Source organism: Paraburkholderia sp. HC6.4b, from assembly GCF_014200875.1.
GTDB lineage: Bacteria > Pseudomonadota > Gammaproteobacteria > Burkholderiales > Burkholderiaceae > Paraburkholderia > Paraburkholderia tuberum.
The window spans coordinates 124,100-149,892 of the sequence record NZ_JACHDC010000007.1 but is presented as its reverse complement, the minus strand read 5'-3'; the positions used below and the strand labels follow the sequence as shown (position 1 = coordinate 149,892).

Annotated in this window: 25 protein-coding genes and 1 pseudogene; 12 read left to right on the top strand and 14 right to left on the bottom strand. The window is 66.5% G+C overall.

The window, feature by feature from the left end:
- Nucleotides 1-11: 11 nt before the first annotated feature.
- The 3 genes from ltaE to HDG34_RS12930 form a co-directional block, all read right to left on the bottom strand.
- Nucleotides 12-1,019, bottom strand: coding sequence for a low-specificity L-threonine aldolase (gene ltaE / locus HDG34_RS12940; RefSeq protein ID WP_184060545.1), 1,008 nt, complete (start codon nt 1,017-1,019; stop codon nt 12-14).
- Between the two features lie 186 nt (nt 1,020-1,205).
- Nucleotides 1,206-2,009 carry a peptidoglycan DD-metalloendopeptidase family protein gene (locus HDG34_RS12935; protein WP_184037114.1) on the bottom strand — a complete coding sequence of 268 codons (804 nt, stop codon included), beginning with the start codon at nt 2,007-2,009 and terminating at the stop codon, nt 1,206-1,208.
- A gap of 149 nt (nt 2,010-2,158) precedes the next feature.
- On the bottom strand, nt 2,159-2,470 hold the full coding sequence (locus HDG34_RS12930; RefSeq protein WP_184037116.1) for a cupin domain-containing protein: 312 nt from the start codon (nt 2,468-2,470) through the stop codon (nt 2,159-2,161).
- A gap of 230 nt (nt 2,471-2,700) precedes the next feature.
- On the opposite strand from HDG34_RS12930, the gene HDG34_RS12925 reads away from it, so the two are divergent.
- Nucleotides 2,701-3,021, top strand: coding sequence for a hypothetical protein (locus HDG34_RS12925; protein ID WP_184060543.1), 321 nt, complete (start codon nt 2,701-2,703; stop codon nt 3,019-3,021).
- A gap of 153 nt (nt 3,022-3,174) precedes the next feature.
- Here HDG34_RS12925 and HDG34_RS12920 read toward each other — a convergent pair whose 3' ends face one another.
- From HDG34_RS12920 to HDG34_RS12895, 6 genes are all read right to left on the bottom strand, one after another.
- Nucleotides 3,175-3,510, bottom strand: a complete 336-nt coding sequence (locus HDG34_RS12920) for a DUF4148 domain-containing protein (RefSeq protein WP_184060541.1) — start codon at nt 3,508-3,510, stop codon at nt 3,175-3,177.
- Between the two features lie 274 nt (nt 3,511-3,784).
- On the bottom strand, nt 3,785-5,194 hold the full coding sequence (gndA, locus tag HDG34_RS12915; RefSeq protein WP_184060539.1) for an NADP-dependent phosphogluconate dehydrogenase: 1,410 nt from the start codon (nt 5,192-5,194) through the stop codon (nt 3,785-3,787).
- A 278-nt stretch (nt 5,195-5,472) separates the two neighbouring features.
- Complete coding sequence (locus HDG34_RS12910; protein ID WP_184060537.1) at nt 5,473-6,081, bottom strand: DUF938 domain-containing protein; 609 nt, start codon at nt 6,079-6,081, stop codon at nt 5,473-5,475.
- A 56-nt stretch (nt 6,082-6,137) separates the two neighbouring features.
- The gene (locus HDG34_RS12905) at nt 6,138-7,007 is read right to left on the bottom strand and encodes an NAD-dependent protein deacetylase (protein ID WP_184060535.1); all 870 of its coding nucleotides are present in this window, start codon (nt 7,005-7,007) and stop codon (nt 6,138-6,140) included.
- Nucleotides 7,008-7,048: 41 nt separating this feature from the next.
- Nucleotides 7,049-7,324: an oxidoreductase-like domain-containing protein gene (locus HDG34_RS12900; RefSeq protein ID WP_090809369.1), complete on the bottom strand. Its 276-nt coding sequence runs from the start codon at nt 7,322-7,324 to the stop codon at nt 7,049-7,051.
- Between the two features lie 102 nt (nt 7,325-7,426).
- Nucleotides 7,427-8,191 (bottom strand): SDR family oxidoreductase, encoded by a 765-nt coding sequence (locus HDG34_RS12895; protein WP_090809366.1) that lies wholly within the window; start codon nt 8,189-8,191, stop codon nt 7,427-7,429.
- A gap of 271 nt (nt 8,192-8,462) precedes the next feature.
- On the opposite strand from HDG34_RS12895, the gene HDG34_RS12890 reads away from it, so the two are divergent.
- The gene (locus HDG34_RS12890; protein ID WP_184060533.1) at nt 8,463-9,296 is read left to right on the top strand and encodes a polysaccharide deacetylase family protein; all 834 of its coding nucleotides are present in this window, start codon (nt 8,463-8,465) and stop codon (nt 9,294-9,296) included.
- Nucleotides 9,297-9,331: 35 nt separating this feature from the next.
- Here HDG34_RS12890 and HDG34_RS12885 read toward each other — a convergent pair whose 3' ends face one another.
- Nucleotides 9,332-10,744 carry a DUF2252 domain-containing protein gene (locus HDG34_RS12885; RefSeq protein WP_184060531.1) on the bottom strand — a complete coding sequence of 471 codons (1,413 nt, stop codon included), beginning with the start codon at nt 10,742-10,744 and terminating at the stop codon, nt 9,332-9,334.
- A 295-nt stretch (nt 10,745-11,039) separates the two neighbouring features.
- Between HDG34_RS12885 and HDG34_RS12880 the strand changes: the two genes are divergently transcribed.
- Together HDG34_RS12880 and HDG34_RS12875 are read left to right on the top strand one after the other, a co-directional pair.
- Nucleotides 11,040-11,723, top strand: a complete 684-nt coding sequence (locus HDG34_RS12880) for a Pr6Pr family membrane protein (RefSeq protein WP_090809359.1) — start codon at nt 11,040-11,042, stop codon at nt 11,721-11,723.
- 181 nt (nt 11,724-11,904) lie between these two features.
- A complete protein-coding gene (locus HDG34_RS12875) occupies nt 11,905-12,171 on the top strand; it encodes a CsbD family protein (protein ID WP_013091250.1) in 267 nt (88 codons plus the stop codon).
- Nucleotides 12,172-12,267: 96 nt separating this feature from the next.
- Here HDG34_RS12875 and xth read toward each other — a convergent pair whose 3' ends face one another.
- Entirely contained in the window at nt 12,268-13,077 is an 810-nt protein-coding gene (gene xth / locus HDG34_RS12870) for an exodeoxyribonuclease III (protein ID WP_090810451.1), read from the bottom strand.
- 112 nt (nt 13,078-13,189) lie between these two features.
- Between xth and HDG34_RS39105 the strand changes: the two are divergent.
- The 7 genes and pseudogenes from HDG34_RS39105 to HDG34_RS12835 all read left to right on the top strand — a co-directional run.
- A pseudogene (locus HDG34_RS39105) lies at nt 13,190-13,273 on the top strand (formate hydrogenlyase); the annotation flags it as partial.
- Between the two features lie 269 nt (nt 13,274-13,542).
- The gene (locus tag HDG34_RS12860; protein WP_184060527.1) at nt 13,543-14,265 is read left to right on the top strand and encodes a (2Fe-2S)-binding protein; all 723 of its coding nucleotides are present in this window, start codon (nt 13,543-13,545) and stop codon (nt 14,263-14,265) included.
- A gap of 11 nt (nt 14,266-14,276) precedes the next feature.
- Nucleotides 14,277-15,278, top strand: a complete 1,002-nt coding sequence (locus HDG34_RS12855; protein WP_184053681.1) for a xanthine dehydrogenase family protein subunit M — start codon at nt 14,277-14,279, stop codon at nt 15,276-15,278.
- On the top strand, nt 15,275-17,488 hold the full coding sequence (locus HDG34_RS12850; RefSeq protein ID WP_184060525.1) for a xanthine dehydrogenase family protein molybdopterin-binding subunit: 2,214 nt from the start codon (nt 15,275-15,277) through the stop codon (nt 17,486-17,488). Before HDG34_RS12855 ends, HDG34_RS12850 begins: the two co-directional genes overlap by 4 nt.
- A gap of 131 nt (nt 17,489-17,619) precedes the next feature.
- Nucleotides 17,620-18,207: an NTP transferase domain-containing protein gene (locus HDG34_RS12845; protein ID WP_184060523.1), complete on the top strand. Its 588-nt coding sequence runs from the start codon at nt 17,620-17,622 to the stop codon at nt 18,205-18,207.
- Nucleotides 18,208-18,402: 195 nt separating this feature from the next.
- Nucleotides 18,403-19,110, top strand: coding sequence for a PIG-L deacetylase family protein (locus HDG34_RS12840; RefSeq protein ID WP_090809333.1), 708 nt, complete (start codon nt 18,403-18,405; stop codon nt 19,108-19,110).
- Nucleotides 19,111-19,239: 129 nt separating this feature from the next.
- Nucleotides 19,240-19,392 carry a hypothetical protein gene (locus HDG34_RS12835; protein ID WP_166618176.1) on the top strand — a complete coding sequence of 51 codons (153 nt, stop codon included), beginning with the start codon at nt 19,240-19,242 and terminating at the stop codon, nt 19,390-19,392.
- 45 nt (nt 19,393-19,437) lie between these two features.
- On the opposite strand, the gene HDG34_RS12830 is transcribed toward HDG34_RS12835, so the two are convergent.
- The 3 genes from HDG34_RS12830 to aepX are packed head-to-tail and all read right to left on the bottom strand — an operon-like array spanning nt 19,438 to nt 23,419.
- The gene (locus tag HDG34_RS12830) at nt 19,438-20,505 is read right to left on the bottom strand and encodes a 2-aminoethylphosphonate aminotransferase (RefSeq protein ID WP_184060521.1); all 1,068 of its coding nucleotides are present in this window, start codon (nt 20,503-20,505) and stop codon (nt 19,438-19,440) included.
- A 23-nt stretch (nt 20,506-20,528) separates the two neighbouring features.
- Nucleotides 20,529-21,692 (bottom strand): phosphonopyruvate decarboxylase, encoded by a 1,164-nt coding sequence (gene aepY / locus HDG34_RS12825; protein ID WP_184060519.1) that lies wholly within the window; start codon nt 21,690-21,692, stop codon nt 20,529-20,531.
- A complete protein-coding gene (gene aepX / locus HDG34_RS12820) occupies nt 21,689-23,419 on the bottom strand; it encodes a phosphoenolpyruvate mutase (RefSeq protein ID WP_184060517.1) in 1,731 nt (576 codons plus the stop codon). The genes aepY and aepX overlap by 4 nt, the downstream gene beginning before the upstream one ends.
- A gap of 551 nt (nt 23,420-23,970) precedes the next feature.
- Here aepX and HDG34_RS12815 point away from each other — a divergent pair.
- Nucleotides 23,971-25,512, top strand: a complete 1,542-nt coding sequence (locus HDG34_RS12815) for a methyl-accepting chemotaxis protein (RefSeq protein ID WP_184060515.1) — start codon at nt 23,971-23,973, stop codon at nt 25,510-25,512.
- Nucleotides 25,513-25,793 lie beyond the last annotated feature (281 nt).

Below are 25,793 nucleotides of genomic sequence, written 5' to 3'. Positions count from 1 at the left end.
ATGCGGCGCGATCAACGTGCCGCGAAATACGCCTTCACCGCGGCAACGAACGTGTCGATATCGTCGCGCGACACATCCATGTGCGTGACGAAGCGCGACGCATACAGCATCTGCGTGAGGATGCCGCGCTCCTTGAGCCACGCCTCGAGCGGCGCGCAATGCTGCTGCGGAAACTGCGCGAACACCATGTTCGTCGCGACCGACTGCACCTTCACCTGCTCGATCGTCTCCAGCCCCGCCGCCAGATGCGCGGCGTTCGCGTGGTCGTCGGCGAGCCGCTCGACGTTGTGATCGAGCGCGTACAGGCACGCCGCCGCGAGCACGCCAGCCTGGCGCATGCCGCCGCCGAGCACCTTGCGCCAGCGATGCGCGACGTCGATCAGCGCGCGGCTGCCGACCAGCACCGAGCCGACCGGCGCGCCCAGTCCCTTCGAAAAACAGATCGACACCGAATCGAACGGCTCGGCCAGCGCCGCGACCGGCTTGCCCGCCGCGACCGCCGCGTTGAACACGCGCGCGCCGTCGAGGTGGGTCGCGAGGCCGCGCTCGCGCGCGAGCCGCGTCGCATCGGCGACGTACTGCGCCGGCAGCACCTTGCCGCCGATCGTGTTTTCCAGCGCGAGCAACCGCGTGCGCGCGAAGTGATCGTCGATCGGCTTGATCGCGGCGGCGATCTTGTCGAGCGGGATCGAGCCGTCGGCGGCGTTTTCGAGCGGTTGGGGCTGGATGCTGCCGAGCACGGCCGCGCCGCCGCCCTCGTATTTGTAGGTGTGCGCGAGCTGGCCGACGATGTATTCGTCGCCGCGCGCGCAGTGCGCCATCAACGCGGCGAGGTTGCTTTGCGTGCCGCTCGGGAAGAACAGCCCCGCTTCCTTGCCGGTGCGCTCGGCCAGCGTGGCCTGCAGACGCAGGACGGTGGGGTCGTCGCCCCAGACGTCGTCGCCGACTTCGGCCGCCGACATCGCCGCGAGCATCGGCGGAGTCGGACGGGTAACGGTATCGCTGCGCAAATCGATCATTGTGTGTCCCTGTGCGTCCATGAATGACAGCCTACGGCAACCGGCCGCCCGTGCATTCCGGAAGGAACGCGCGCGCCGGCAAACGAGCCATACAGTGTATTCAATTCAGACGACGCTGAAAATCGGCGCATCCCCGAGAAGCGCGCCGATCCGGCTGCGATGAGCCAACAGTCGCGACGGGGACGCTCAGCCGCCAGGCTTCGGCAACCACTGGAGCGGATCGACCGGCTGGCCGTTCTCGCGCACTTCGAACTGGATCGACGCGACGCCGCGGCTATCGACACCGACCTCGCCGATCGTCTGCCCTTGCGCCACCGCATCGCCTTCCTTGACGAGTAGCTGGCTGTTCTGGCCGTACGCGGTGATCAGCGAATCGTTGTGCTTGATGATGATGAGTGGGCCGTAGGCTTCGATGCCGGTGCCCGCGTACACCACGCGGCCGGTCGCCGCGGCCTTGACCGGATCACCGGGTTGGCCGCCGATCACGATGCCGTTGGATTTGCCCGGCGCGAACGCGCGCAGGATCGGTCCGCGCAATGGCCATTGCAGCACGCCCTGCTGTGGCACGGCGGCAGGGGCCGGCGCACCGGGTACGGCGCCCGGCGGCACGTTCGCCGTCGCGCCCGGCGCGGCTGGCGCACCCGGCGCCACCGCGACCGGCGGCGTGACCACGCTGCCCGAGGCCATCGGCGGTGAAACGCGCAGCACCTGGCCGGGCGCGACCGCCGCGTTGACCGGCAAGCCGTTCCAGGCCGCGATTTCCTGCGGCCTTCGTCCATAGGCCGAAGCGATGCCGGACAGCGTATCGCCCGGATTGACGCGATAGTAGCCGGCGGGCACCGGGACGGTCGCGAGGCTGGTCGTGCTCGACGGCGCGTTGCTGTAAAACGGCGTGCTTTCCCACGGCATCGTCGTGCAGCCGGCGATCGCCACGCCGAGCGCCGCCGCCATCAGCAGGCGGATCGCCGTCGGTTGCCATTGTTGTGTCATCTGCTTTTCCTCGACCTGTGTCTCAATCCGATTCAATCGACGCCGCAGCAATTGCCGTGCCGTCACGCTTGCACACGGTCGCGGTTGTCCGCTGCCGCCTGGATATCGTGCGCGACCGCCACACACGCGCCGTCAAACTGCCGTGTTCTTCAGACGCTGCCCTGCTTTTCGACGACGAGCACGCGTGCCGCGCCCAGCGGATGCGCGACATGCTCGGTGCCAACCGACGCATGGAACACGTCGCCGGTTTCGAGCACTGTCGTGCGTTCGACGCCGTCTTCGCGATAGCGCATTTCGACGCGGCCGTCGAGCACGGCGAATACCTCCTCGCCGTCGTTCACGTGCCACTTGTACGGCTGGTCGGTCCAATGCAGACGCGTGGTGACGCCGTTCATGTTCGCGATGTCGAGCGCGCCCCAGGCACGCGACGCGGTGAAGCTTCTGCTGCGGATGATCTTCATGGTCGATGAGCAATTGGCAAGCGCGCAAGCCCGGCGGGCGGCGCCGTGCGCCCACGGCGTCGGCGCTCGCGCGGCTGGCCCTATTATAGGTCGCGTGGCCCGCGCGTCTGGGCGAGCAAGCCGCCACGGTCGTTCCGTCCGATCATTGCAGGCGATCGACCATCGCCTATACTCAGTCAAGCCGCGCCGAGCAGCTCACGACAACGTTGGGATTCTGGGAGGAATCGAGGATGAACAAAGCCACCTTTCTGGCCGTGCAACTCAACGTCGACGATGTGGCGGCGTCTGCCGGCCTCGTCGAACTGCTGAACACGCATCTGATCTTCGCCGCCGAAGTTGCCGAGGCCGCCGATGCGCTCGTGCAACTGGCGAGCATCGCGGGACTGTCGAGCGGGGTCGAGGCGAGCGTCGAGCTGCCGGCGGTGGCGCTCGAACGGCTGCGCGAGGCGCTCGACAACCTGAGCGACTACGACGAATCGTGGCTGCTCGCGCTGGAGCCGAGCCGCGCGCTGTTCGATGACATCGGCCGGCGGCAGCGAACGCTGCATTGACGGGAACGTCGCAGCACGGCGCCGTAAACGACAAAACGCCATCCGATCGAACCGGATGGCGTTTTTTCTTGCCCGCCGCGTTCGCGCTATTCCACGAAGCGGCGTCTACAGCGCACTACAACTACCCACTACATCTGCGGACTGCTACTGCGATTAGTTGCCGAAGTACACCGAGTCACGGTTGGCCTTCGCCGGGATGACAGCGTGGCCAGCTTGCGACGTGCCGGCGGCCGGAGCGCCGTAGCCGCTGGTGTCTGCGGGGTTGGCCGCGATGGCCGTGCCGCGTTGCGCATCGACGCGTGCTTGCGCTGCCTGGATGTCGGCCGGGTAGTTCACGTCGCTGGCGCTCGGGTTGTAGCCGGCCTTTTCGAGTTGAATCAGTTCAGCGCGAACCTGAGCACGGGTCACCGGCTGACTCGCTTGAGCGAACGACGCGACCGGAACAAAGAGGGCGGCGGCGATAGCAACTGCGGAAATCAGGGTCTTCATGATTAACCTCCAAAGGACTTGTTGTGGTGCGCTTCGGGTTTCTGCTTATCCCTCAGCGATTGAAAACAAGTTTAGAGGTGTCTCGATCTAGGGTAAACCCTTAAACCAGTGAAACTCTATTGCTGCCGTCGCAATAATCATTTGGGCATTCTTTAAGTCCGCTTTTAACCCGCAAGACATTTGGTAATAATGCGGCGTTTCCTTGTTGATCCACACGGAGCAACGGCCCGGCGCGCCCTGTCACCATGGCGCGCCGGGCCGTTTTTTCAACCGCTCAGCTCCACTGCGCGTGGAAGCTGCCCGGCTTGTCGATGCGTTCGAACGTATGCGCGCCGAAGAAGTCGCGCTGCGCTTGCACGAGGTTCGCGGGCAGACGCTCCGAGCGGTAGGCGTCGAAATACGCGATCGCCGACGCGAATGCCGGCACCGGCACACCCGCGTTGACCGCGGCCACCACGACTTCGCGCAGCGCCGCCTGGTAGTTCTTCGCGATGTCGCGGAAGTACGGGTCGAGCAGCAGGTTCGCGAGCGCCTTGTCCTTCGAATAGGCGTCGGTGATCTTCTGCAGGAAGCGCGCGCGGATGATGCAGCCCGCGCGGAAAATCTTCGCGATCGTTCCGTAGTCGAGATCCCAGTTGTACTCTTCCGACGCGGCGCGCAACTGCGCGAAGCCCTGCGCGTACGAGATCACCTTGCTGAAGTACAACGCGCGACGCACCGATTCGATGAACGCGTCCTTCGCGCCTTCGAGCGGCCTCGCCTGCGGACCTTCCAGCAGCTTGCTCGCGGCCACGCGCTGCGTCTTCAGCGACGACAGCACGCGCGCGAACACCGCCTCGGTGATCAGCGGCAACGGCGCGCCGAGGTCGAGCGCGTTCTGGCTGGTCCACTTGCCGGTGCCCTTCTGCGCGGCACGGTCGAGAATCACGTCGACGAGGTCCTTGCCGGTTTCGTCGTCCTTCTTGCCGAAGATCTTCGACGTGATTTCGATCAGATAGCTGTCGAGCTCACTCTGGTTCCACTCGGTGTAGACCTTGCCGAGTTCCTCGTTCGACAATCCGACGACCTGCTTCAACACCGCGTAGCTTTCGGCGATCAGCTGCATGTCGCCGTACTCGATGCCGTTGTGCACCATCTTCACGAAGTGGCCCGCGCCGTCCGGTCCCATGTACGCGACGCAGGGCTCGCCGTCCGGCGCCTTCGCGGCGATCTCGGTGAGGATCGGCGCAACGAGGTCGTACGCGTCGCGCGGGCCGCCCGGCATGATCGACGGGCCTTTCAGCGCGCCCTCCTCGCCGCCCGACACGCCGGTGCCGATGAAATGCAGACCCGCCTTCGCGAGTTCCTGGTTGCGGCGGATCGTGTCGGTGAAAGGCGTGTTGCCGCCGTCGATCAGGATGTCGCCTTTTTCGAGCAGCGGCTTGAGCGAGGCAATGGTCGCGTCGGTCGGCTCGCCGGCCTTGACCATCATCAGAATGCGGCGCGGCTTTTCGAGCGAGTCGACGAACTCTTCCAGCGTGAAAGCCGGCACCAGTTTGCGGTCCGGAAATTCGGCGATGAGTTCGTCGGTTTTCGCGCGGCTACGGTTGTAGACCGACACCGCGTGGCCGCGGCTCTCGATGTTGAGCGCCAGATTGCGGCCCATGACCGCCAGCCCCACCACGCCGATTGCCTGTTTGCCCATTTGAATTCTCCAGAGTCCAAAAAAATGTCGTGGCGCCGCGCCATGAGAACGGCGGCGCGGCGTCGAGGGTGAAAGGATAAAAGAAATGCGCGCTTGCCGCTTGGGAGGGGGCAAGCACGCCAGTTGCTCGTGCTCCTGCCGTGCTCTTGCCGTGCTCATGTTTGCGCGTGACGACAGGTATTGTGCGCGCGTCGGCGTTTGCGCGGCGGGTTCGGTTTGGGATCGCACCGAGGTTTGGCGCAAGGCGTGGACGAATGCGCGGCCCGTCGGTGCCCCCGCTACCCTGCCCGCTTCGTGAACACCAGGCTGAAGTTGTTCGCGGGCATCGCGACCACCCGTTCGCAGGTGAGCCCCGCCGTGTCGCCGAGCGCGACGACCGCTTCCATATCGCGCACGCCCCATTCGGGATCGCGGCTCTTCAACCATTGATCGAACGCTTCGTTGCTCGGCGCCGTGTGCGCGCCGCCGCGCCGGTAAGGGCCGTATAGATAGAGCACGCCGCCGTCCACGAGGCGCCGCCCGGCGCCGTCGAAAAGTGCCTGCGCCGCGCTCCACGGCGAGATGTGGATCATGTTGATGCAGACGACGGCGTCGAGCGCATCGACGCCCCAGTCCGGCTGATGCACGTCGAGCGCGAGCGGCGCGCGCAGGTTCGCGAGCCCCGCGTGCGCGGTCCACGCCGCAATCGACTCGCGCGCCTGCGCATCGGCATCGCTCGGCTGCCAGTCGAGACCGGGCAGCGCGCCGGCGAAGCAGATCGCGTGCTCACCGGTGCCGCTCGCGATTTCGAGCACGCGGCCGCTCGCCGGCAGCGCCTCGCGCAGCACGGCGAGGATCGGTTCGCGATTGCGTTCGGCGGATGGCGAATGTTGCCGGGAGTCGGTCATGGTCGGCTCTGGGTATTCCTCAGGTTTTGACGGTGATCCACGGGATCCATTCATTCTCAATCGCCAGCCAGCAGACCGGCGAGCGCGCTCAAGGTATCGCCGCACGGCGCGGCCACCTTCAGCGACAGCAGCGGATCGGCGCGCGTGCGGCCGAGGTTGATCGCCGCGATCGGCTTGCCCTGGCGCTGCGCCCACACGCAGAAGCGGTAGCCGGAATACACCATCAGCGACGAGCCGGCCACGAGCACGGCGTCGGCCGCATCGAGCGCATGCGACGCCGCTTCGACGCGCGCCTTCGGCACGTTCTCGCCGAAGAACACCACCGACGGCTTCAGCAACCCGCCGCAGTTCGTGCATGCCGGCACGCGAAAACCGCCGAGATCGTGCCACTCGAGATGCGCGTCGCCATCGGCGGCGGCTTCGGCCGTGACGTCGAGCAGAGCGGGGTTGTCGGCTTCGAGCGTCTGCTGGATCGCCGCGCGCGAGTGCTGCATGCCGCAGTCGAGACAACTGACGCCGTCGATGCCGCCATGCAGCTCGATCACGTCGCGGCTGCCCGCGCGCTGATGCAAGCCGTCGACGTTCTGCGTGACCAGCGTCGGCACGTGACCGGCCGCTTCGAGCCGCGCGAGCGCGACATGCGCGGCATTCGGCTGCGCGCGCGCGACGAGCGGCCAGCCGACCATGCTGCGCGCCCAGTAGCGCTGACGCATCGCCGGCGTGCCAAGGAACTCCTGCAGCGTGATCGGCGGCGAGCGCTTCCATGCGCCGTTGTCGTCCCGGTAGCCGGGGATGCCGGAGTCAGTGCTGATGCCCGCGCCGGTCAGCACGAACAGGCGCGGATGACGCTGCACGAAGCGGTGCAGATCGTCGAGCGTGTGCGGATCGGTGAGAGATTCGGTCGGCGTGAGCTGAAGGTCGGTCATAACGGGGACGGTGGACGATCGTGCGCGAATTCGTGCGCGAATCAGCGGCGAGGGCTCGGTTTGCCGCGCGTGGGTGTCGAGCGACGCGCGTCGGCTTGCGGTTTCGACTTCGCGCCCTGCGTGTCCGGTCGCCGCGCTGGCCGCGCCTTCTGCGCCTGCCGCTTGTGCCACGCAGCTAGCGCGAGCTCGTAGCGCTCCAGCGCTTCATCGTAGAGATCGAACACACACTGCGTGCAGCCGCTATGACAGCAGTCGTCGAGATCGGGCCGCACGGGCGGCTGTGGCGGCGGGTCGTCGCTGGGTGTGGCGCGGGGCACGGCGGCTTGCTTTGCGTGGAAAGACGGCGGAGCGCCCAGTATAAGTTGAACGCGCGCGCCCCGCTCCCCGCCCCGGCGTTGTGAGCCGGTGCTGCGCGCCGCTCAGCCGCGCCCGACGAACGGCATCTTGCTCGCCATGATCGTCATGAACTGCACGTTCGCCGACAGCGGCAGGCTCGCCATATGCAGCACCGCGTCGGCGACGTGCTGCACGTCCATCAGCGGCTCGACCGCGATCTCGCCGTTCGCTTGCGGCACGCCGCGCGCCATTCGCGCGGCCATCTCGGTCCCCGCGTTGCCAATGTCGATCTGCCCGCACACGATGTCGTATTTGCGGCCGTCGAGCGACACCGCTTTCGTGAGTCCGGTAATCGCGTGTTTGGTCGCCGTGTAAGCGGCGCTGTTCGGACGCGGCGCATGCGCGGAGATCGAGCCGTTGTTGATGATGCGGCCACCGCGCGGGTTCTGCGTCTTCATCAGGCCGAACGCCGCGCGCGTGCACAGGAACACGCCGTTCAGATTGGTATCGACGATGGAACGCCATTCGTCGATGCTCACTTCGTCGAGATCGACGGGCGAGCCGTTGCGTCCCGCGTTGTTGAACAGCAGGTCGAGCCGGCCGAAGCGCGCGCGGATCGTGTCGAAAAGCGCGGCGACGCTGTCGGCGTCGGTCACGTCGCACGCAACCGCGAGCGCGTCGCCGCGCAGCGCCCGCGCTTGCTGCGCGACCGCATCGAGCGCGGCCTGGCGGCGGCCGGCGAGCACCACGCTATAGCCGTGCTGCGCGAGCGTCAGTGCGCACGCGCGGCCGATGCCGCTGCCCGCGCCCGTCACCAGCGCCACTTTTCCGTTTCCTGTTTCCGACATCACGCATCTCCTGTTGTATTGGGTAGCGACGCGAGCTTGTTGCGGCAATCGGTCCGATCGCCATCGACACGCGCGACTCTTTTCGCCCCGCACCATACAACAGCGAATCGGCGATCGCAAACCGCGCGACGTCTTTCAGGGCGCTTTCACCGGATACGTGACCGCCGAACGGCACGTCGACGAGCGCAACAGTGGTATCGTTCGCGGCTGCGCATCGCGCAAGATTCACGGCCTTCCCGGGACGGAGGAAGGCGTACTGGAAGCAAGTTCGATGAATGAATGCCCGAACCCGCCGCGCCGTTGGCCGCGTAGCCGCAACTCCGCACTGCTGAACGGCACGATCGGCTGGCACGTGATCGTGCTGATCGGCGTGGCTGTCGCACCGGCCGCATGGCCATGGTGGCTCGCCGCGATCGTCGCGAACCACGCGCTGTTCACGATCGCCGGACTATTGCCGCGCACCACCCTGCTCGGGCCCAACTGGACCCGCCTGCCCGCGAACCCCCGCAACGCGGATGCAATCGCGCTGACCATCGACGACGGTCCCGATCCCGCCGTCACGCCGCAAGTGCTCGATCTGCTCGACGCGTTCGACGTGCGCGCGACGTTCTTCTGCATCGGCGCGAAGGTGGAGCGTTATCCGCAACTCGCGCGCGAGATCGTCGCGCGTGGGCATGGGCTCGAAAATCACTCGCAGGTGCACGTGCATACGTTTTCGGTCACGTTTCCGCGCGCGTTGACGCGCGAGATCGCCGCCGCGCAACGCACGCTCGAAACCATCAGCGGCGCGCGGCCGATGTTTTTCCGCGCGCCCGCCGGCCTGCGCAACCTCTTCCTGGAGCCGGTGCTGCGCAAGCTCGATCTGCGTCTCGCGGCCTGGACACGACGCGGCTACGATACGCGCGAGCGTGACCCTCACGTGGTTGCACGGCGGCTGCTCGATGGTCTCGCCGCGCGCGACATCCTGTTGCTGCACGATGGCAACGCCGCGCTGACGATCGAAGGCCAGCCGCTGATTCTCGCGGTGCTGCCGAGCGTGATCGAAGCGGCACACGAGCGCCATCTGCGTTTCGTCACGCTGCGCGAAGCGCGCGCCGATGCGTGACGGTGCGCGTGAAGTGACACCACGCGCACGCAGCGCTACACACGGAAATCCGCCGCCATGTCCTCGTCGGTGCGCGCTTCGAGCTTGCCGTCGCGGCACGCTTTGATGAACACGTCGTAGTCGCGCTCGACCTGATCCGCGTAGGCGCTCGCGTAGCCGCTCAGCGCTTCGCCGAACTGATCGCCGCGGCCGATGTACGCGCTGATCTCGATCGCCTGGCCGCTCGCCTTCGCATGCGCGCGCGCCATGATCCAGCCACATAGCCGCGCATAGCCGTCGAGCAGATCGCTGTCGAACAGCTCGATATTCGCGGACAGCTTCATGTCGCGCAGCTGGCGGAAATAGAAATGCCGCCCGAGCGGCCCGGTCCCCCAGCCGAGGAAGACGTCGCTCGCGGCCTGCAGCAGCCGCTGTCCTTGCACGACGCGCTCGCCCTGATGCGTGACCGCCGGCGACTTGTAGAACTGCGCGATGACCGACGGCCGCGCCTCCTTCAATTGCAGGAACAACGGCTTGCCCATGTGATCGACGAGCAGCACGACCAGACAACGCGTGCCGACGCTGCCGACGCCGACCGCCTTGAACACGACGTCGTGCCTCGTGAACTGATCCAGCAGTTCGCGCCGATCGTGCGACATCGTCTTGCGGTACTCGTCCCACACTTGCTCGACCATCTTGTCGACGTTGCCGGTCCGGTAGATTTCGGTTTCCTCGGCCGTCAACAACGTATTTGCACCGTGCACGTGAAACAGCGCGGGCGGCGCATCGTGGATGGTCCAACGATTGCCGTCGAACGAGGCCATTTTTTCGAGCAGGCTTTCATGCGTGCGGCTCGCGGCCTTCTCCATGCCGCGCCGCACCGCGCGCCGGCGCTCGGGCGTCAGTGCGATCTCGGCCATGCGGTCGAACGTGATGCGGTCGTACCACAGCTCGAGCGCGCCGAACTGCGCGTATTGCGCGACGCGATCGCGATACGGGCCGACCGCGCTCATCACCAGACTCTCGGCGGTGCCGCGGCTTAGGCGCATCTGGCGCGCGGCCACGACGAGGCTCGCGCACAGGCGTTTCAGGTCCCATTCGAACGGGCCGATCGAGACTTCATCGAAGTCGCTCAGGTCGAAGACCAGTTGCCGCTCGGGCGTTGCGAAGCCGCCGAAATTCATCAGATGGCCGTCGCCGCAGATCGGCATGGTGAGGCCGGTGTCGTGCACCTTGCTCAGATCGTGCGCCTGCAGAATCGCGCTGCCTCGAAAGAACGAGAACGGCGAGGCAGCCATGCGCCCATAGCGCAGCGGCACCAGATTCTCGACGCGCTCCGCGCTGCTCTGTTTCAGCAGCTCGATCGGATCGCGGTGCAACTCGCCGACCGCCCGGTGACTCGAGCGTTTCGAATGCTCGCGCGCGGCGCGGCCGCGCGCTTCCCGTTCGGCAATGGTGCTGGCTTTCATGCTTTCTCTCCGTTTTGCGAGTCTTGAACCGGCGCTGACAGAGACTGCTTGCCGCGCGCGGCGTCGTTAACATCGAGGGCTGCAGCCGCGATCATAACGGGTCGAAACACACGATGAATCGCCGCCTGTGAGCGCGGCGCTTGCAGCCGTGGCGGCGAGCTTGCAACCCGCTTTGCAACCCGCTTTACAGCCAGCCAGTAGCTCGCGTAGTACGCCGTAGTATTTTGCCAACGCCGGCGCGCGTGGGCGCGAAAGCCCATGCAGCCGCGCGCGCACCGCGCGTAGAATCGAGCGCATGCGCCCTACCCTCGCTCCGCAGCGCGAGCCCGAGCTGCCGCTGCATACGCCCAGTGTGTCGTCGCTGACGTTGGCGGCGGTCATTGCGCTGATCGCGTGGATGGCGATCCTCGCGCAAGCCGACCTCACGATCGATCGATCGCTCGCGCGCGGGCTCACCGTGTTCGACGCGCTCGCGCGCATGAGCAGCTACCTGACCAATCTGACGGTGCTCGCCAGTGCGCTCTGCTTCACCTGCATCGTGCTGCGGAAGCACCGCTCGCCGCTCGTGCGCTTTTTCCGGCAGCCCACGGTCGTGACCGCGGTGGTCGCGTACATCGTGTTCGTCGGCCTCGCGTACAACCTGCTGTTGCGCGGACTGTGGCCGCTGTCGCCCTACCGGCGCCTGCTCAACGAGTCGCTGCACAGCGTGCTGCCGATGCTCGCCGCGCTCTACTGGGTGCTGTTCGTGCCGCGTTTTCATCTGCGGTTGCGCCACGCTCCGCTGTGGCTCGTCTATCCGCTCGCCTATCTCGGCATCACGTTCTGGCGCGGCAGCCTGTCGGATTTTTATCCGTATCCGTTCATCGACGTCGAAACGCTCGGGCTGCGCCAGGTGCTCGTCAATGCCGCGCTGCTGTTCGGCGGTTTTCTGATGCTGCTGGCCGTGTTCGTCGGCATCAATTTCGGGCGCCGACGATGATGTTCCAGCACGTCCCGTTTGGCCGGATGCATGGCGTCCCGTCGCCGGGCGCACTTCTTGCACCCCTTTCGTCACTGACGCAGGCTCACGCCGCACTGGCACGGCTTGCGCGGCGCCCTTGTGCGAGCGCGTTGCAATTGCAGCGGGCCCGCACGTAAATATGACAACAGGAGCGATGCATATGGATACGAATTCAGCGGCAGGCGCGGTAAAGGAAGTCGCGGGCAAGGTGCAAAGCGCGGTCGGCGATGCCGTCGGCGACACCAGCGCGCAGGTGGCGGGCAAGGCGCGCGAATTGAGCGGCAAGGCGCAGCAGTTATGCGCGAATACGACGAGCCTCGTGCGCGATACGACGGCCGAAAACCCGTTCACGACGTTGGCCGTGGTTGCTCTCGCCGGGTTCGTGATGGGCGCGCTGTGGTCGCGCGGCGGTCGCGACTACGACTGAAGCAGGCACGGCGCCGGATCATAGGCGCCGATCAACAGGGCGCAGCAGTCGCGCCAAAGCGGGCGATCCGCCGCAAGCGGATCGCCCGCCGCTTCACTAGCCGCTCTTCTTCTTGCGGCCGGCGCCCATTTCCAGTTCGATCCACGTCGGCGCGTGGTCGCTGGCATGCGGTTCGCCGCGCACCCAACGGTCGACGCCCGCATCGCGCAGGCGCGGCGCGAGGTCGGCGCTCAGCAGCAGATGATCGATGCGCAGCCCCGAATTCGTATCCCAATGACGGCGGAAATAATCCCAGAACGTGTACACGCGTTCGTCGCCGAAATGCGTGCGCAGCGCATCGGTCCAGCCTTGCGCGAGCAGCCTGCGATAACGCTCGCGGCTCTCCGGCTGCAGCAGCGCGTCCTTTAGCCACGAGCGCGGGTTGTAAATGTCTTCGTCGGTCGGCACGACGTTGAAGTCCCCAGCGATCACGACCGGGTGGCCGCTCTGGTAGAGCTGCGCCGCATGCGCGATCAGATGATCGAACCACGCGAGCTTGTAGTCGAACTTGGGGCCGGGCTGCGGATTGCCGTTCGGCAGGTACAGACACACGATCAGCACGCCGCCGACCGCGGCCTCGATGTAACGGCTATGCGTGTCGTCTTCGAAACCGGGCAGACCGCGCCGACGTTCGAGCGGTGCATCGCCTTTGGCCAGAATCGCCACACCGTTCCATGCGCTCTGGCCTTGCCACACGGCGCCATAACCGGCGTCGCGCAATGCGTCGACTGGAAATGCGCTATCCACTGCCTTCAGTTCCTGCAGGCACACGACGTCAGGCGCCTCGCGCTCGAGCCATTGCAATAGCGCCGCCTGCCGCGAGCGGATACCGTTGATGTTGAACGTCGCAATGCGCAGCTTCGCCATGATCATCCCTCCCTCGCCTATTGCTCCGCGCCCGGTTGGCCCGTTCCAAATTTATCACCCGCAAAGCGGACATTTTCCATCCAGTTCAAACCTGTCGACATCCGCGGCGAAGCTACCCGTGAGTTTGACGATCCCCGGATGTCCGCCGCCGATCGATTTGCTGCGAGGCATCCTCGCAGCCTGCCGGGCGCGTTGAGCCCGGAGGTCGATTTCGCATTTTCCCCGTTGCAACGTGCAACTTTTGCCCGTGTTTGCGCGGCTCCAGCCGGGCTCCATCGCGGTCATTGCGCATATTGGCTTGCCTTTATTGCGCAGATCGGCTTTGCGCTTGCAGCGAGTTTTTAATACCGTGTTAGCTGCAACGGCATTCAAATTGCTGCGCAATAGTTTTGTTTCAACGCGATGCGTTGGACATCGACGCGTCGTCAGCCTGCATTGACCTTTCAGTGGAGTCAACAGATCGTCATGACTACGCCTACAGAATGTCAGCATTACGGGGACGCCCCCGCATCAGAGTCCACCGCCGAGCCCACCACCACGCCTTCCCAACCGTCACGACGTCGCTTCCTGCAATCTGCGGCGGCCGCCGCGACGATCGGTGCGGCGCCGCATCTGCGCGCGCAAACGCAAGCGCCGACGCCCGCCTCACCCGCGCCGCCAAGCAACCCCGTGGTGCCGCCGCGCCCCGTCACGTTGACCGTCAACGGCCGCGCGTACACGCTGCAACTCGAACCGCGCGTGACGCTGCTCGACGCGTTGCGCGAATACGCGGGACTGATGGGCACGAAGAAAGGCTGCGACCGCGGTCAATGCGGCGCCTGTACGGTGCTCGTCGACGGCCGCCGCATCAACTCGTGCCTGACGCTCGCGGTCATGCACGAAGGCGAGAACATCACGACCGTCGAAGGACTCGCGAGCAACGGCGCGTTGAGTCCGGTGCAGGCCGCGTTCATCGAACACGATGCGTTCCAGTGCGGCTACTGTACGCCCGGGCAGTTGTGCTCGGCGACCGCCCTGCTCAGCGAATTCCGCAACGGCACGGCGAGCACCGTGACCGCCGACGTGCGCGCGCGTCCCGCCGCGCTCACCGACGACGAAATCCGCGAACGCATGAGCGGCAACCTCTGCCGCTGCGGTGCGTACGTGAACATCGTCGCCGCGGTCCGCGCCGCGCACGACAACGCCTGACGGAGACCGACATGGATGCGATCTCCTACGAACGCGCCGGCGACGTCGCCAGCGCGGTGCGCGCCGCGCAACAGCCGGGCGCGGTATTCATCGGCGGCGGCACGAATCTGCTCGATCTGATGAAGGGCGGCGTCGCGCGGCCGGTGCGGCTCATCGATATCACGCACATCGGCGGCCTCGACTCGGTGACGACGCTGCCCGGCGGCGGCATCCGCATCGGCGCGCTGGTGCGCAACAGCGACGCGGCCAATCACGCGCTGGTGCGCGAGCAGTACCCGCTGCTGTCGCAAGCGCTGCTCGCGGGCGCCTCGGCGCAGTTGCGCAACATGGCGACGGTCGGCGGCAATCTGCTGCAACGCACCCGCTGCGGCTACTTCTACGACACCGCGTTCACGCAGTGCAACAAGCGCCTGCCCGGCAGCGGCTGCGCGGCGCTCGACGGCCATAACCGCGCGCATGCGATCCTCGGCGCGAGCCCGCAATGCATTGCGGTCAACCCGTCGGATATGAGCGTCGCGCTGGCCGCGCTCGATGCGCTGGTGCGCGTGAGCGGTCCCAGCGGCGAGCGCACGATCGCGTTCGCCGATTTCCATCGGCTGCCGGGCGACCGGCCCGATGTCGATACCACCTTGCAGCCCGGTGAGCTGATCACCGCGGTCGATCTGCCGCCGCCGCTGTTCAGCGCGCATTCGCACTATCTGAAGGTGCGTGATCGCGCCAGCTACGCGTTCGCGCTCGTATCGGTCGCGGCCGCGTTGCAGATGGACGGCGAGCGTGTTCAGAGCGCGCGCATCGCGCTCGGCGGCGTCGCGCACAAACCATGGCGCGCAAACGTGGCCGAGCAGATGCTGAGCGGCCAGCCGCTCAGCCAGGCCACGCTGAAGAACGCCGCCGCGGCCGCGTTGAGCGGCGCGCAGCCGCGCCACGACAACGCCTTCAAGGTGCAGCTCGCGCAGCGCGCGATCGTGCGTGCGGTCAATCAGGCAGCCGGCAACGCGGGAGGTGTCGCATGAATCTGATCGGACAACCGCTCGATCGCGTCGACGGACTGCTGAAGGTGACCGGCGACGCGCGTTATGCAGCCGAATTCCCCGGGGCGCGCCTCGCGCATGCGGTGCTCGTGACGAGCACGATCGCGGCCGGCACGATCGCGTCGATCGATGCGAGCCGCGCCGAGGCCGTGCCCGGCGTGCTGCTCGTGATGACCTACCAGAACGCGCCGCGCCTGCCGAATGGCGGCCGGCCCGCGCTCGCGCCGCCGGCCGGCCGGCATCTGTCGCTTCTGCAGGATAACGAAGTGCACTACAGCAACGAGCCGGTCGCGGTGGTCGTCGCCGATACGCTCGAACATGCGGCCGATGCCGCTCGCCAGCTGCGCATCGCCTATCAGCCGGGCGCCGCGGCGCTCGACTTCGAGCAGGCGAAGGCGCACGCGCATGCGCCGGACAAGCCGCAGGGCCGCCAGACCGACACGCAGCGCGGCAGCTTCGAAGACGGCATGCAAAGCGGCGACGTGCATATCGAAGCGACCTATACGACGCCGATCGAGCACCACAACCCGATGGAGCCCCACGCGACGATGGCGCAATGGGACGGCCCGCAGTTGACGGTCTACGACTCGACGCAGGGCGTGAGCGGCGCCGCGCAGGTGCTCGCGAAGACGTTCGCGATCCCTGTGTCCGACGTGCGCGTGATCTCGCCGCTGATCGGCGGCGGCTTCGGCTGCAAGGGCTCGTCGTGGTCGCACGTGTCGCTGTGCGCGATGGCCGCGCGGCAAACCGGGCGGCCCGTGCGGCTCGCGCTCGAACGCCCGCAGATGTTCGGCCCGGTCGGCGCGCGGCCGCGCACCGAGCAGCACTTCGTGATCGCCGCGCGGCATGACGGCACGCTGAGCGCGATGCGTCACGACAGCATTTCGAACACGTCGATGATCGAAGACTGGACCGAGACCTGCTGCATGGTCACGCGCATGCTGTACGCGGTGCCCAACCAGATAACGACGCACCGGCTCGTGCAACTCAATGTCGGCACGCCGACCTTCATGCGCGCACCCGGAGAAACCACCGGCTCGTTCGCGCTCGAATCGGCGATGGATGAACTCGCCGTCGCGCTGAAGATGGACCCGCTCGCGCTGCGCCTGAAGAACTACGCAGACAGCGATCCGCAGGAGCACAAGCCGTGGTCGGGCAAGTCGCTGCGCGAGTGCTATCAGATCGGCGCCGAGAAGTTCGGCTGGTCGCGCCGCCCGCACGCGCCACGTTCGAGGCGCGACGGCAACACGCTGATCGGCATGGGCATGGCGACCGCGACCTATCCGGCCAACCGCAGCGAGGCGTCGGCGCTTGCGCAGATTCTGCCGGACGGCACCGCGGTGGTCGCATCGGGCACGCAGGACATCGGCACCGGCACCTACACGGTGATGACCCAGGTCGCCGCCGATGCGCTCGGCTTCACGCCCGAGCAGATCCACTTCGCGCTCGGCGATTCGTCGCTGCCGCGCGCGCCGGTCTCGGGCGGCTCGCAGTCGGCGGCCAGCGTGTCGCCCGCGGTGCGCGACGCGGCGAGCCAGGCGCGCAGCCAGTTGATCGCGCTGGCGCTTGCCGATGCGGCGTCGCCCGTGCACGGCCTGCCGCTCGATGACGTCACCGTCGCAAGCGGCTGGGTCGTGAGCCGCTCGCAACCGGGCAAGCGCGATCCGGCCGCGGCGATCATCGCGCGCGCGGGCGGCAAGCCGATCGAGGCGAGCGCGACCGTGAAGCCCGGCGACGAGAAGCAGAAGTACTCGTTCCACTCGTTCGGCGCGGTGTTCGTCGAGGTCCACGTCGATGCCGAGCTCGGCACGATCCGCGTGCCGCGCGTGGTCGCGGTGTACGACGTCGGCCGCGTGCTGAACCAGAAGACCGCGCGCAGCCAGATGATGGGCGGCATCGTATGGGGCATCGGCGCGGCGCTGCAGGAGGAAAGCACGCTCGATGCGCGCTTCGGACGCTTCACGAACGCGAACCTCGCCGAGTATCACGTGCCGGTGAATGCCGATATCGGCACGCTCGACATCACCTTCATCGACCGGCCCGATCCTTATATCAACTCGCTCGGCGTGCGCGGTATCGGCGAGATCGGCATCACGGCCGTGGCGGCCGCGATCGCGAACGCGGTGTACAACGCGACCGGCGTGCGGGTGCGCGATCTGCCGATCACGCTGGACAAGGTGGTGCGGACCTGAACCGGCGGCAGTGCCGGAATTGGAGTGAAAGCGAAAGCGGCGGCCGGCTTGCATCGGGCGTGCCTTGCCGCTTGCTTCGCGCACCGTTGCATCGCACAATCGGGGACATTCCTGTCTACCGGTATCCGCCGATGGCCTACGCTTCGCTCGCCACTGGTGTGTTGCTCGCCGCCGGTCTCGGCTCGCGCTTCGATCCGCACGGGCTGCACAACAAACTGCTCGCACGTATGCCCGACGGCAAGCCGGTTGCGCATGAAGCCGCGCATCGGCTGCTGCGGGTCGTGACGCGGGTGCTCGCTGTCGTGCGGCCGGGCTCCGACGCGCTCGCCCGCGCGCTGAACGATGCCGGCTGTGATGTCGTGTTTGCGGCGAGCGCCGAGCGCGGCATGGGCGCGAGCCTCGCCGCCGGTATCGAAGCGAGCGACGACGCCGAGGGCTGGATCGTCGCGCTTGCCGATATGCCGCGCATTGCGGTTCCGACGATCGAAGCGATAGCCCGCGCGCTCGACAACGGCGCGCCGCTCGTCGCGCCGTTCTACGACGGTCAGCGCGGCCATCCGGTCGGCTTCGGCAGCGAGCATCGCGACGCGCTACTCGCGCTGGACGGCGACACCGGCGCGAAAGCGCTGCTCAGGTCACACGCGCTGACGCGCATCGACGTCGACGATCCCGGCATTCTGCGCGACGTGGACACGCCGGACGATTTGCGCACGCTCTAGCCGCCAACATCAGCCTCGCCCAGACTGGCTGCCCGCAGCCGGTCGAAATCGAGAATCTTGCCCGCAAGTTTCGCGCGCAAGCCGCGCCAATTGCGCCTAAGCTGAGGTGACGCCATTTTTTTCGCACGCGGCGCCTTGACGACCGGCAGCCTCGATGCCTCATCCGTCCCGCCTCGAATCGCCACACGCAAGCCCATGAGCGAAACCACTCCACGCCTTTTCATCGTCTCGCCCCATTTCGACGACGCCGTCTTCAGTTGCGGCGCCTTGCTCGCCGCCCATCCCGACGCCGCCGTCTGCACCGTGTTCGCCGCACCGCCCGAACACGACATGCACACGGAGTGGGACGAAAAAGCGGGCTTCGCGAACGCCCACGAAGCGGTCCGCGAACGCACGATCGAAGACAACCGCGCGCTCGAAGTGCTCGACGCGATCCCGCTGCGCATGCCGTTTCGCGACAGCCAGTACGCTGACTCGCCGTCGATCAGCCAGATGGCCGCGGCGCTGGAGGAAACGATTTACCGCACGACCGCGAACACGCTGCTGATGCCGCTTGGCCTGCATCACGACGATCACGCCCGGGTATTCGAAGCGTGCTGCGAGATCCTGCCGCGGCTAACGCATCTGGACTGGTTCGGTTACGAGGAAGCGATTCACCGGCTCACGCCGGGCGCGGTGCAGGCGCGGCTCGCCGATCTCGCGCAGCGCGGCATCGTCGCGACGCCGGCAACGCCGAGCGCGGGCCACACGATCGACGTGCAGCGCCGCGCGCATCTGAAACGCGAAGCGGTCAACGCGTACGCGAGCCAGTTGCGGGCGTTCGGCGCCGGCAACTACGACGACGTGTTCGCGACCGAGCGCTACTGGCAGCTCAGCGCCGGCCGCAAACGCGCGAAGAAATAGCAAAAAGGAGCGAGCAGGAAGCGCGGCGAGCGCCTACGCTTGAAGACAGATAGCCGACGCGGCGGCACACATCGGCGGTATCAAGCCGCTTCGGCCGGACCCGCGCATTTCAACCGCAAGGGTGACGCAATGAGCTACGACATGCACACCAGCCCGATTCCCGACCCGAACGCCGATCCGAACCGCGACCCGGAAGCCGACCCGCTCGTGCCGCCGTCGCCGGGGCATCATGCCGAGGAGCCGCAGCGGCCTGACGGGCCGCCGGACAAGGATCCGGTGTAAGGGAGCCGCGAGCGGCGCGGTCGCGGCGCGCCGCTCGGCGCAGCGTCAGCGCATCAAGTCGCTGAAGCCCTGCAGCAGGCGGTCGATATCGGCCGCGTGAATGTTGCCCATCGTCGAGATGCGGAACAGCTCCGCCGACAGCCCGCCCTGCCCTGCATAGATCACGAAGCCGCGCGCCTTCAGCGCGTCGTGCAGTTGCGGATACGCGATACCGTTGGGCAAGCGGTACGCGCGCAACACCACCGACGACTGCCCGGCCGGCAACACACTGTCGATGCCGCGCGCCGCCAGCCCAGCGCGCACCTGCTCGGCAAGCGCCGCATAGCGCGCGTGACGCGCGCGCCAGCCGCCTTCGTCGGCGAGCTCACGCAGCGCCTCGACCAGCGCGTAATACGCGTGCACCGACGGTGTAAACGGCGTGTTGCGCTGATCCTGCAAACGCGCGAGCCGCGCGAGATCGAGGTAGTACGTGCGACTCGCCGCGCGCGCGAGCGCCGCGCGCCGCACCAGCACGAACGACGCGCCCGGCACGCCATGCAGGCACTTGTTGGCGGTCGCCGCGAGCGCGTCGAGGCTCGCGTCCGCGAAATCGATCGTTTCGGCGCCGAAGCTGCTGACACCGTCCACCAGCAGACGCAGGCCGCGCTCGCGACACAAGGCGCCGAGCGCCGCGATGTCGTTCAGACGGCCCGTGGTCGTTTCATGATGAATCACCGCGACGTGCGTGAACGACTTGTCGGCGTCGAGCCGTTCGGCGATCTTCGCCAGATCGGGCGCGTCCATCCAGTCGTGCTTCAGCGTTTCGTGCGCGATGCCGTATTGCGCGGCGATCTGCGCGATACGCTCGCCGTACACACCGTTTTCGACGACCAGCAGTTTGCCGTTGTGCGGCACCAGCGCGGCCGTCATGCTTTCGACGGCGGCCGTGCCGGAGCCGGTCATCAGTACTGCCTGCCATTCGTTCGGGTCGAGCCCGTACACGTCGACGAGACGCGTGCGCGCCTCTTCCTGGAGATCGAAAAACTCGCTCTCGCGATGGCACAGATCCGTCTGCAACAGGCTGTTGCGGACACGTTCGGTGAGCGTCACCGGGCCGGGGTTGAGCAGCAGCATGGGCGCTCCTGTTGGCGTTGGGTTCAGATCGCGCCGATGTGGCGCATCAGGCGCGTCTTCACATCGGGCGGCGTAATGGTCGGGCGCGGCAGGCCGTCGGGCGTGCCGCGGCGGATCGTCAGGCGCGCGAAGCGCGGCCCGTCGAGCGGCGGCGCCGCGAACAGTTCGTCGATGATCGCAGGATCGTCGCTCTCCACCGCCGACGCGTAACCGCACGCGGCCGCCACGCCCGCGAACGACACCTGCGACGATACCGTCGCCTGGCCGCCGGTCGAGTCGTGCGCGCCGTTATCGAGCAGCACGTGCGTGAGGTTCGACGGGCCGTACGCCCCGAGCGTCGCGAACACGCCCATGCGCATCAGTGCGGCGCCGTCGCCGTCGAGCGCGACCACGCGCAGATCGGGGCGCGCGAGCGCGAGGCCGAGCGCGAACGGCGTCACGCAGCCCATCGAGCCGACCATGTATAGCTGGTTCGCGCGATCGTCGATCGCATAGAGTTCGCGGCCGCAAAAGCCGGTCGACGCGAGCACCACCGTCGAGTCGAGCGGCGTATGCGCGATCACCTTTTGCAGCGCGTCGTGGCGCGTCGCGAGTTCGTTCGCGGCGCTGTCGCGGAACCGCGCGCGAGGCTCGACCGGCGTGCGCCGCCTGGGCGCGCCGCCGTCCTTCAGTTCATACGGCGCAACGCTGCCCTTCTGCATCACGAGCGCGTACGGACGGCCGGTTGCGTCCATGTGCGCGATCGCGCGATCGAGTGCCGGACCGATCGCGTCGGCCTCGGTCGGGAACGTCTCCCACGGAATTTCCATCGTGTCGAGCATCGCCGGCGTGATCGGGCCCATCAGCGCGTGCTGCGGCTCGTCGGCAACGCCGGGCTGGCCGCGCCACGTGACGATCAGCAGTTGCGGCAGGCGGAAGGTCCACGTCAGCGACGTCAGCGGGCTTACCGCGTTGCCGAGCCCGGAGTTCTGCATCATCGTGATGCCGCGCCGGCCGTTTTTCGCGCCGAGCGTAACGCCGGCGATCAGCGCGACCGCGTCGCCCTCGTTGGCCGCCGACACGTAGTGCAGCGATTCGTCCTGGAGCACGTAGTTGATGAACGGCGTCAGATACGAGCACGGCACGCCCGCGTACCAGTCGAAACCGCGCTCGCGCGCCGCCTCGACGAACTGTGCTGCTTCGATCATTGCGTGCCTCCGTGTGCATCGTTCGCCGTCGCCCCGCCGCCGACGGCCGTCGCGAACGGCGCCTGCGCGTGCGCGAAGTCGCCCGCGCGGCGGAAATCGTCGAGATCGTTGACGCCGCGCCAGTGGCCGTGCACGTATTGCACCTCGATCGACTCGCCCGCTTCGATCAACGCGTTCAGCAGCGCGGGCATGTCGAGCGACGCGAAATCGTCGCGCGTGCGCAACTCGCGCATGACCGCCCGCAGGCGCTCGCGACCCGCGCCGCGCACGTTCAGCAGACCCACCCAGCGGCCATGCGGCACTGGGGCGACGCCCGCCGCCGACGACTGCTCCCGCCCGCTCGCGACATGCCGCAGCACGATCTTGTTGCCGAACAGACCGCGGTCATCGGCGGCCGAGCACCACGCGAAATCGCGCACGCTCGCGTTCTCCGCATCGGTTAGCGACGAATCGACGACCACGCTGAACGCGGCCTCGCTTTCCACCAGATCGCGCAGGATGTAGCTGCGAAACAGCAGGTCGCCGTACGAAATGACCGTGTCGCCGGTCAGGTGGTCGAGTGCGCACGCGAGCGAGGCAAGCTCGCCGGTCTGCGCGTGCTGCTGGTTGACCACGAGGCGGATGCCCGCGGTATCGATCGCGTCAGCGCGATAGCCGCCGACCACGGTGATGTCGTTGACGCCCTGCTTCTTGAACGCGTCGACGAGCCAGCGCAGCAGCGGTTTGCCGGCGATCGGCAGCATCACCTTCGGACGGTCCCCGGTCACCGCTTCAAGGCCTTTGCCGCGGCTCGCGGCGAGCACGACGGCCGAGCCGGCCGCGCGGCCGCTCGACAGATAGCGGTCTTCGGCCTCCGAATATTCGTCGGCGTCCTGCAAACGGAAGATTTCGTTGACGGCCGCGATGCTGTCCTCGACGTTGACGAGCGTCTCGCTCGAATGGATTTCCTTCGCGACGGCCTGCATCGCCGAGGTCGACGCGCGGATCAGATGGTTCGCCCAGATCACGGTGCTGATGCCCGCTTCGCGGAACACCTCGGTCGGCGTGCTGTAGTACTTGGTCGGCACGATCACGAGCGGCGCGCGCCCGGCCCATTCGCGCGCGAATTCGAGAATCTCGTCGGGGCGCGACAGCTTGCTGTGAATCAGGATCGCATCGGCACCAGCTTGGGCGTACGCTTGCGCGCGGCGCAGCGCTTCGTCCATGCCCCAGCCCGCGATCAGCGCCTCGACGCGTGCGACGATCGAGAAATGCTCGTCGTTCTGCGAGTCCTTGCCCGCCTTGATCTTGCCGCAGAATTCGTCGATATCGGCAAGCGGCTGCGCCTCGCCGTTGATGAAGCTGTTGGTCTTCGGAAACTGCTTGTCCTCGATGCACACGCCGGCGATGCCGCGCTGTTCGAGCTTGCGCACGAGGCGGCGCACGTTGTTGAAGTTGCCGTAGCCGGTGTCGCCGTCGAGCAGGATCGGCAGATCGCTCGCGTCGGCCATGAATTCGAGCGTATCGACCACCTGCGTCCAGCTCGCCTCGTTGTTGTCGCGCACGCCGAACTGCGCGGAGATCGCGAGGCCGGAGCCCCAGATCGCCTTGAACCCAGCTTCGCGAACGATGCGCGCGGACAGGCCGTTATGCGCCTCCATCATGAATTCGAGTTCGCTGCTGACGAGCATCTGGCGCAGGCGCGCGCTGCGGGACTGGGAAACGAAAGCGGGATCGCGTGCATTCATTCTTCGGGACTCCTGGTGGCGGGCTTATTGGCGTTCTTCCATGCCAGGCTGGCAATCGGAAAAGGGCGACTATAGCGGAATTTTTTATGACGAGTCTTTGAAGGTCTCAGCGGTCTTTCGTGGTTGCGCTTAAGTGGAAAAATGTGTTGTTTTTTGCATTCGTGACCATTTAACGGGATTTTTTGGATTTGATTGGCGTTTTGTGGGAGGTTGGTGCGAGCCTTCCTGGATTGGGCTCAGCTGATTTTACGCAGACCAGCGCCGGCATTTTTCATGTCGATTTTCTCGCGCATTTTTCAATCGCTGCGATTTACCTAAAATCGCCAGTTAATTCAGATTCCCGAATAATGCACAAAAATATTTTTCGAATTGCGCGCACGGAACGCCGCTTAAAACGCTCAATAAATTCGCCTATTAATCGGACGAATAGCGATGTCGAACAGCGGGTTTTCCCTGTCTCGATCAACGCCATTTCGCGCCGTAAACACAGCGAGCGGCATCCGACCGCAATTCAATGGACCTTACTGGCCAAAACGCCTATTCCCATCGCTATGACTCTGAACCGAAAACTGGCGTCCATGATCGCCGTTCTGTGGGTCGGCCTGATCCTGATCGGCGCGTTCGGCGCGTGGCAGAACCGCGCATCGATGATCTCGGACCGACGCGAGCAATTGCGCTCGTTGATCGAAGAGGCAAACCACGTCGTCGGCCACTACTACTCGCTCTCCCAGCAGCATGCGCTGTCCGAGGACGACGCGAAAAAGCAGGCGCTCGCGACGCTCGGCGCGATGCGCTACGGCAAGGACGGCTATTTATCGATCAACGACTCGCAGCCGGTCATGCTGATGCATCCGATCAAGCCCGAACTGATCGGCAAGAACCTCGCGCAGTTCACCGATCCGGCCGGCAATCATCTGTTCGTCGATATCGTCAACTCGGGCAATCACGACGGCGGCGGCTTCGTCGATTATTTGTGGGCCAAGCCCGGCAGCGAGCAGCCCGTCGCGAAGACCAGCTACTCGATGCACTTCGCGCCGTGGGACTGGTACCTCGTGACCGGCATGTACATGGACGACGTGCAAAGCGCGTTCTACCACAACCTGCTGCGCTGGCTCGCGATCACCGTCACGCTCGGTGCGCTCTCTACGGCCGTGATGCTGGTCGTGCTGCGCAGCATCCGCCGCTCGCTCGGCGGCGAACTCGAAGTGGCCGTCGAGCACGCCCGGTTGATGGCGCAAGGCAACCTCGCGACGCCGGTGCCGATCGAGCCGCACGACAACAGCAGCCTACTGCATGCGCTGCGCACGATGCAGGCGGGACTCGTCGACACGGTCTCGCGAGTGCGCCAGGGCACCGAGAACATCAACGTCGGCGCGACCGAAATCGCAGCGGGCAACACCGACCTGTCGCAGCGCACCGAGGAGCAGGCGGCGGCGCTCGTGCAAACCGCGTCGAGCATGGATCAGATGACGGTGAACGTGAAGCAGAACGCGGACAGCGCGACCCAGGCCGCGCAACTCGCGAGCGACGCAGCGAACGTCGCGACGCGCGGCAGCCGCGTGGTCGACGACGTGGTGCGCACGATGGGCGAGATCACCGCGAGCTCGCGGCAGATCGGCGACATCATCGGCGTGATTGACGGCATCGCGTTCCAAACCAATATCCTCGCGCTGAATGCCGCCGTCGAGGCGGCTCGCGCCGGCGAACAGGGCCGTGGCTTCGCGGTGGTCGCGGCCGAAGTGCGCAGCCTCGCGCAGCGCTCGGCGACGGCCGCCAAGGAGATCAAGGCGCTGATCGAAACCTCGACCGATACCGTCGAGACCGGCTCGTCACTGGTCGCCAACGCGGGCGCGACAATGGGCGAGATCGTGCAGTCGGTGCGGCGGGTCAACGAGATCCTCGAAGAAATCAGCCACGCGTCGCGCGAGCAGAGCGCGGGCATCGAACAGGTCAATCGCGCGGTCGGCGAGATGGATCAGGTCACGCAGCAGAATGCGGCACTGGTCGAACAGGCCGCGGCCGCCGCGCATTCGCTGAAGGACCAGGTCGCCGTGTTGCGCGACGCGATTGCGAGTTTCGCGTTGCCGGCTTGAGCTTGCCCCCCCGTGCCCGCAACGGGCGCGAAAAAAGAAGGCGCCCCACAGGCAGGGAGCGCCTATTCAACACGCCGCGTCGGAGTCGACGCATCAATCGAACGAATCAGCCGCGCGGATTTTGCAAGTCCGCGCGGCTTTTCGTGATCAAGCTTCGGCTCGGCTCGCCTTTGCTCCAGCTCGAACGCACCTCCTTTCACACTCCTCGCATTTAACTTACGTTTTATTTACAATCGGCCCGGCGACAGTCCTTGCCGCCAGGCCTCGTGGCTTTGGCGGCC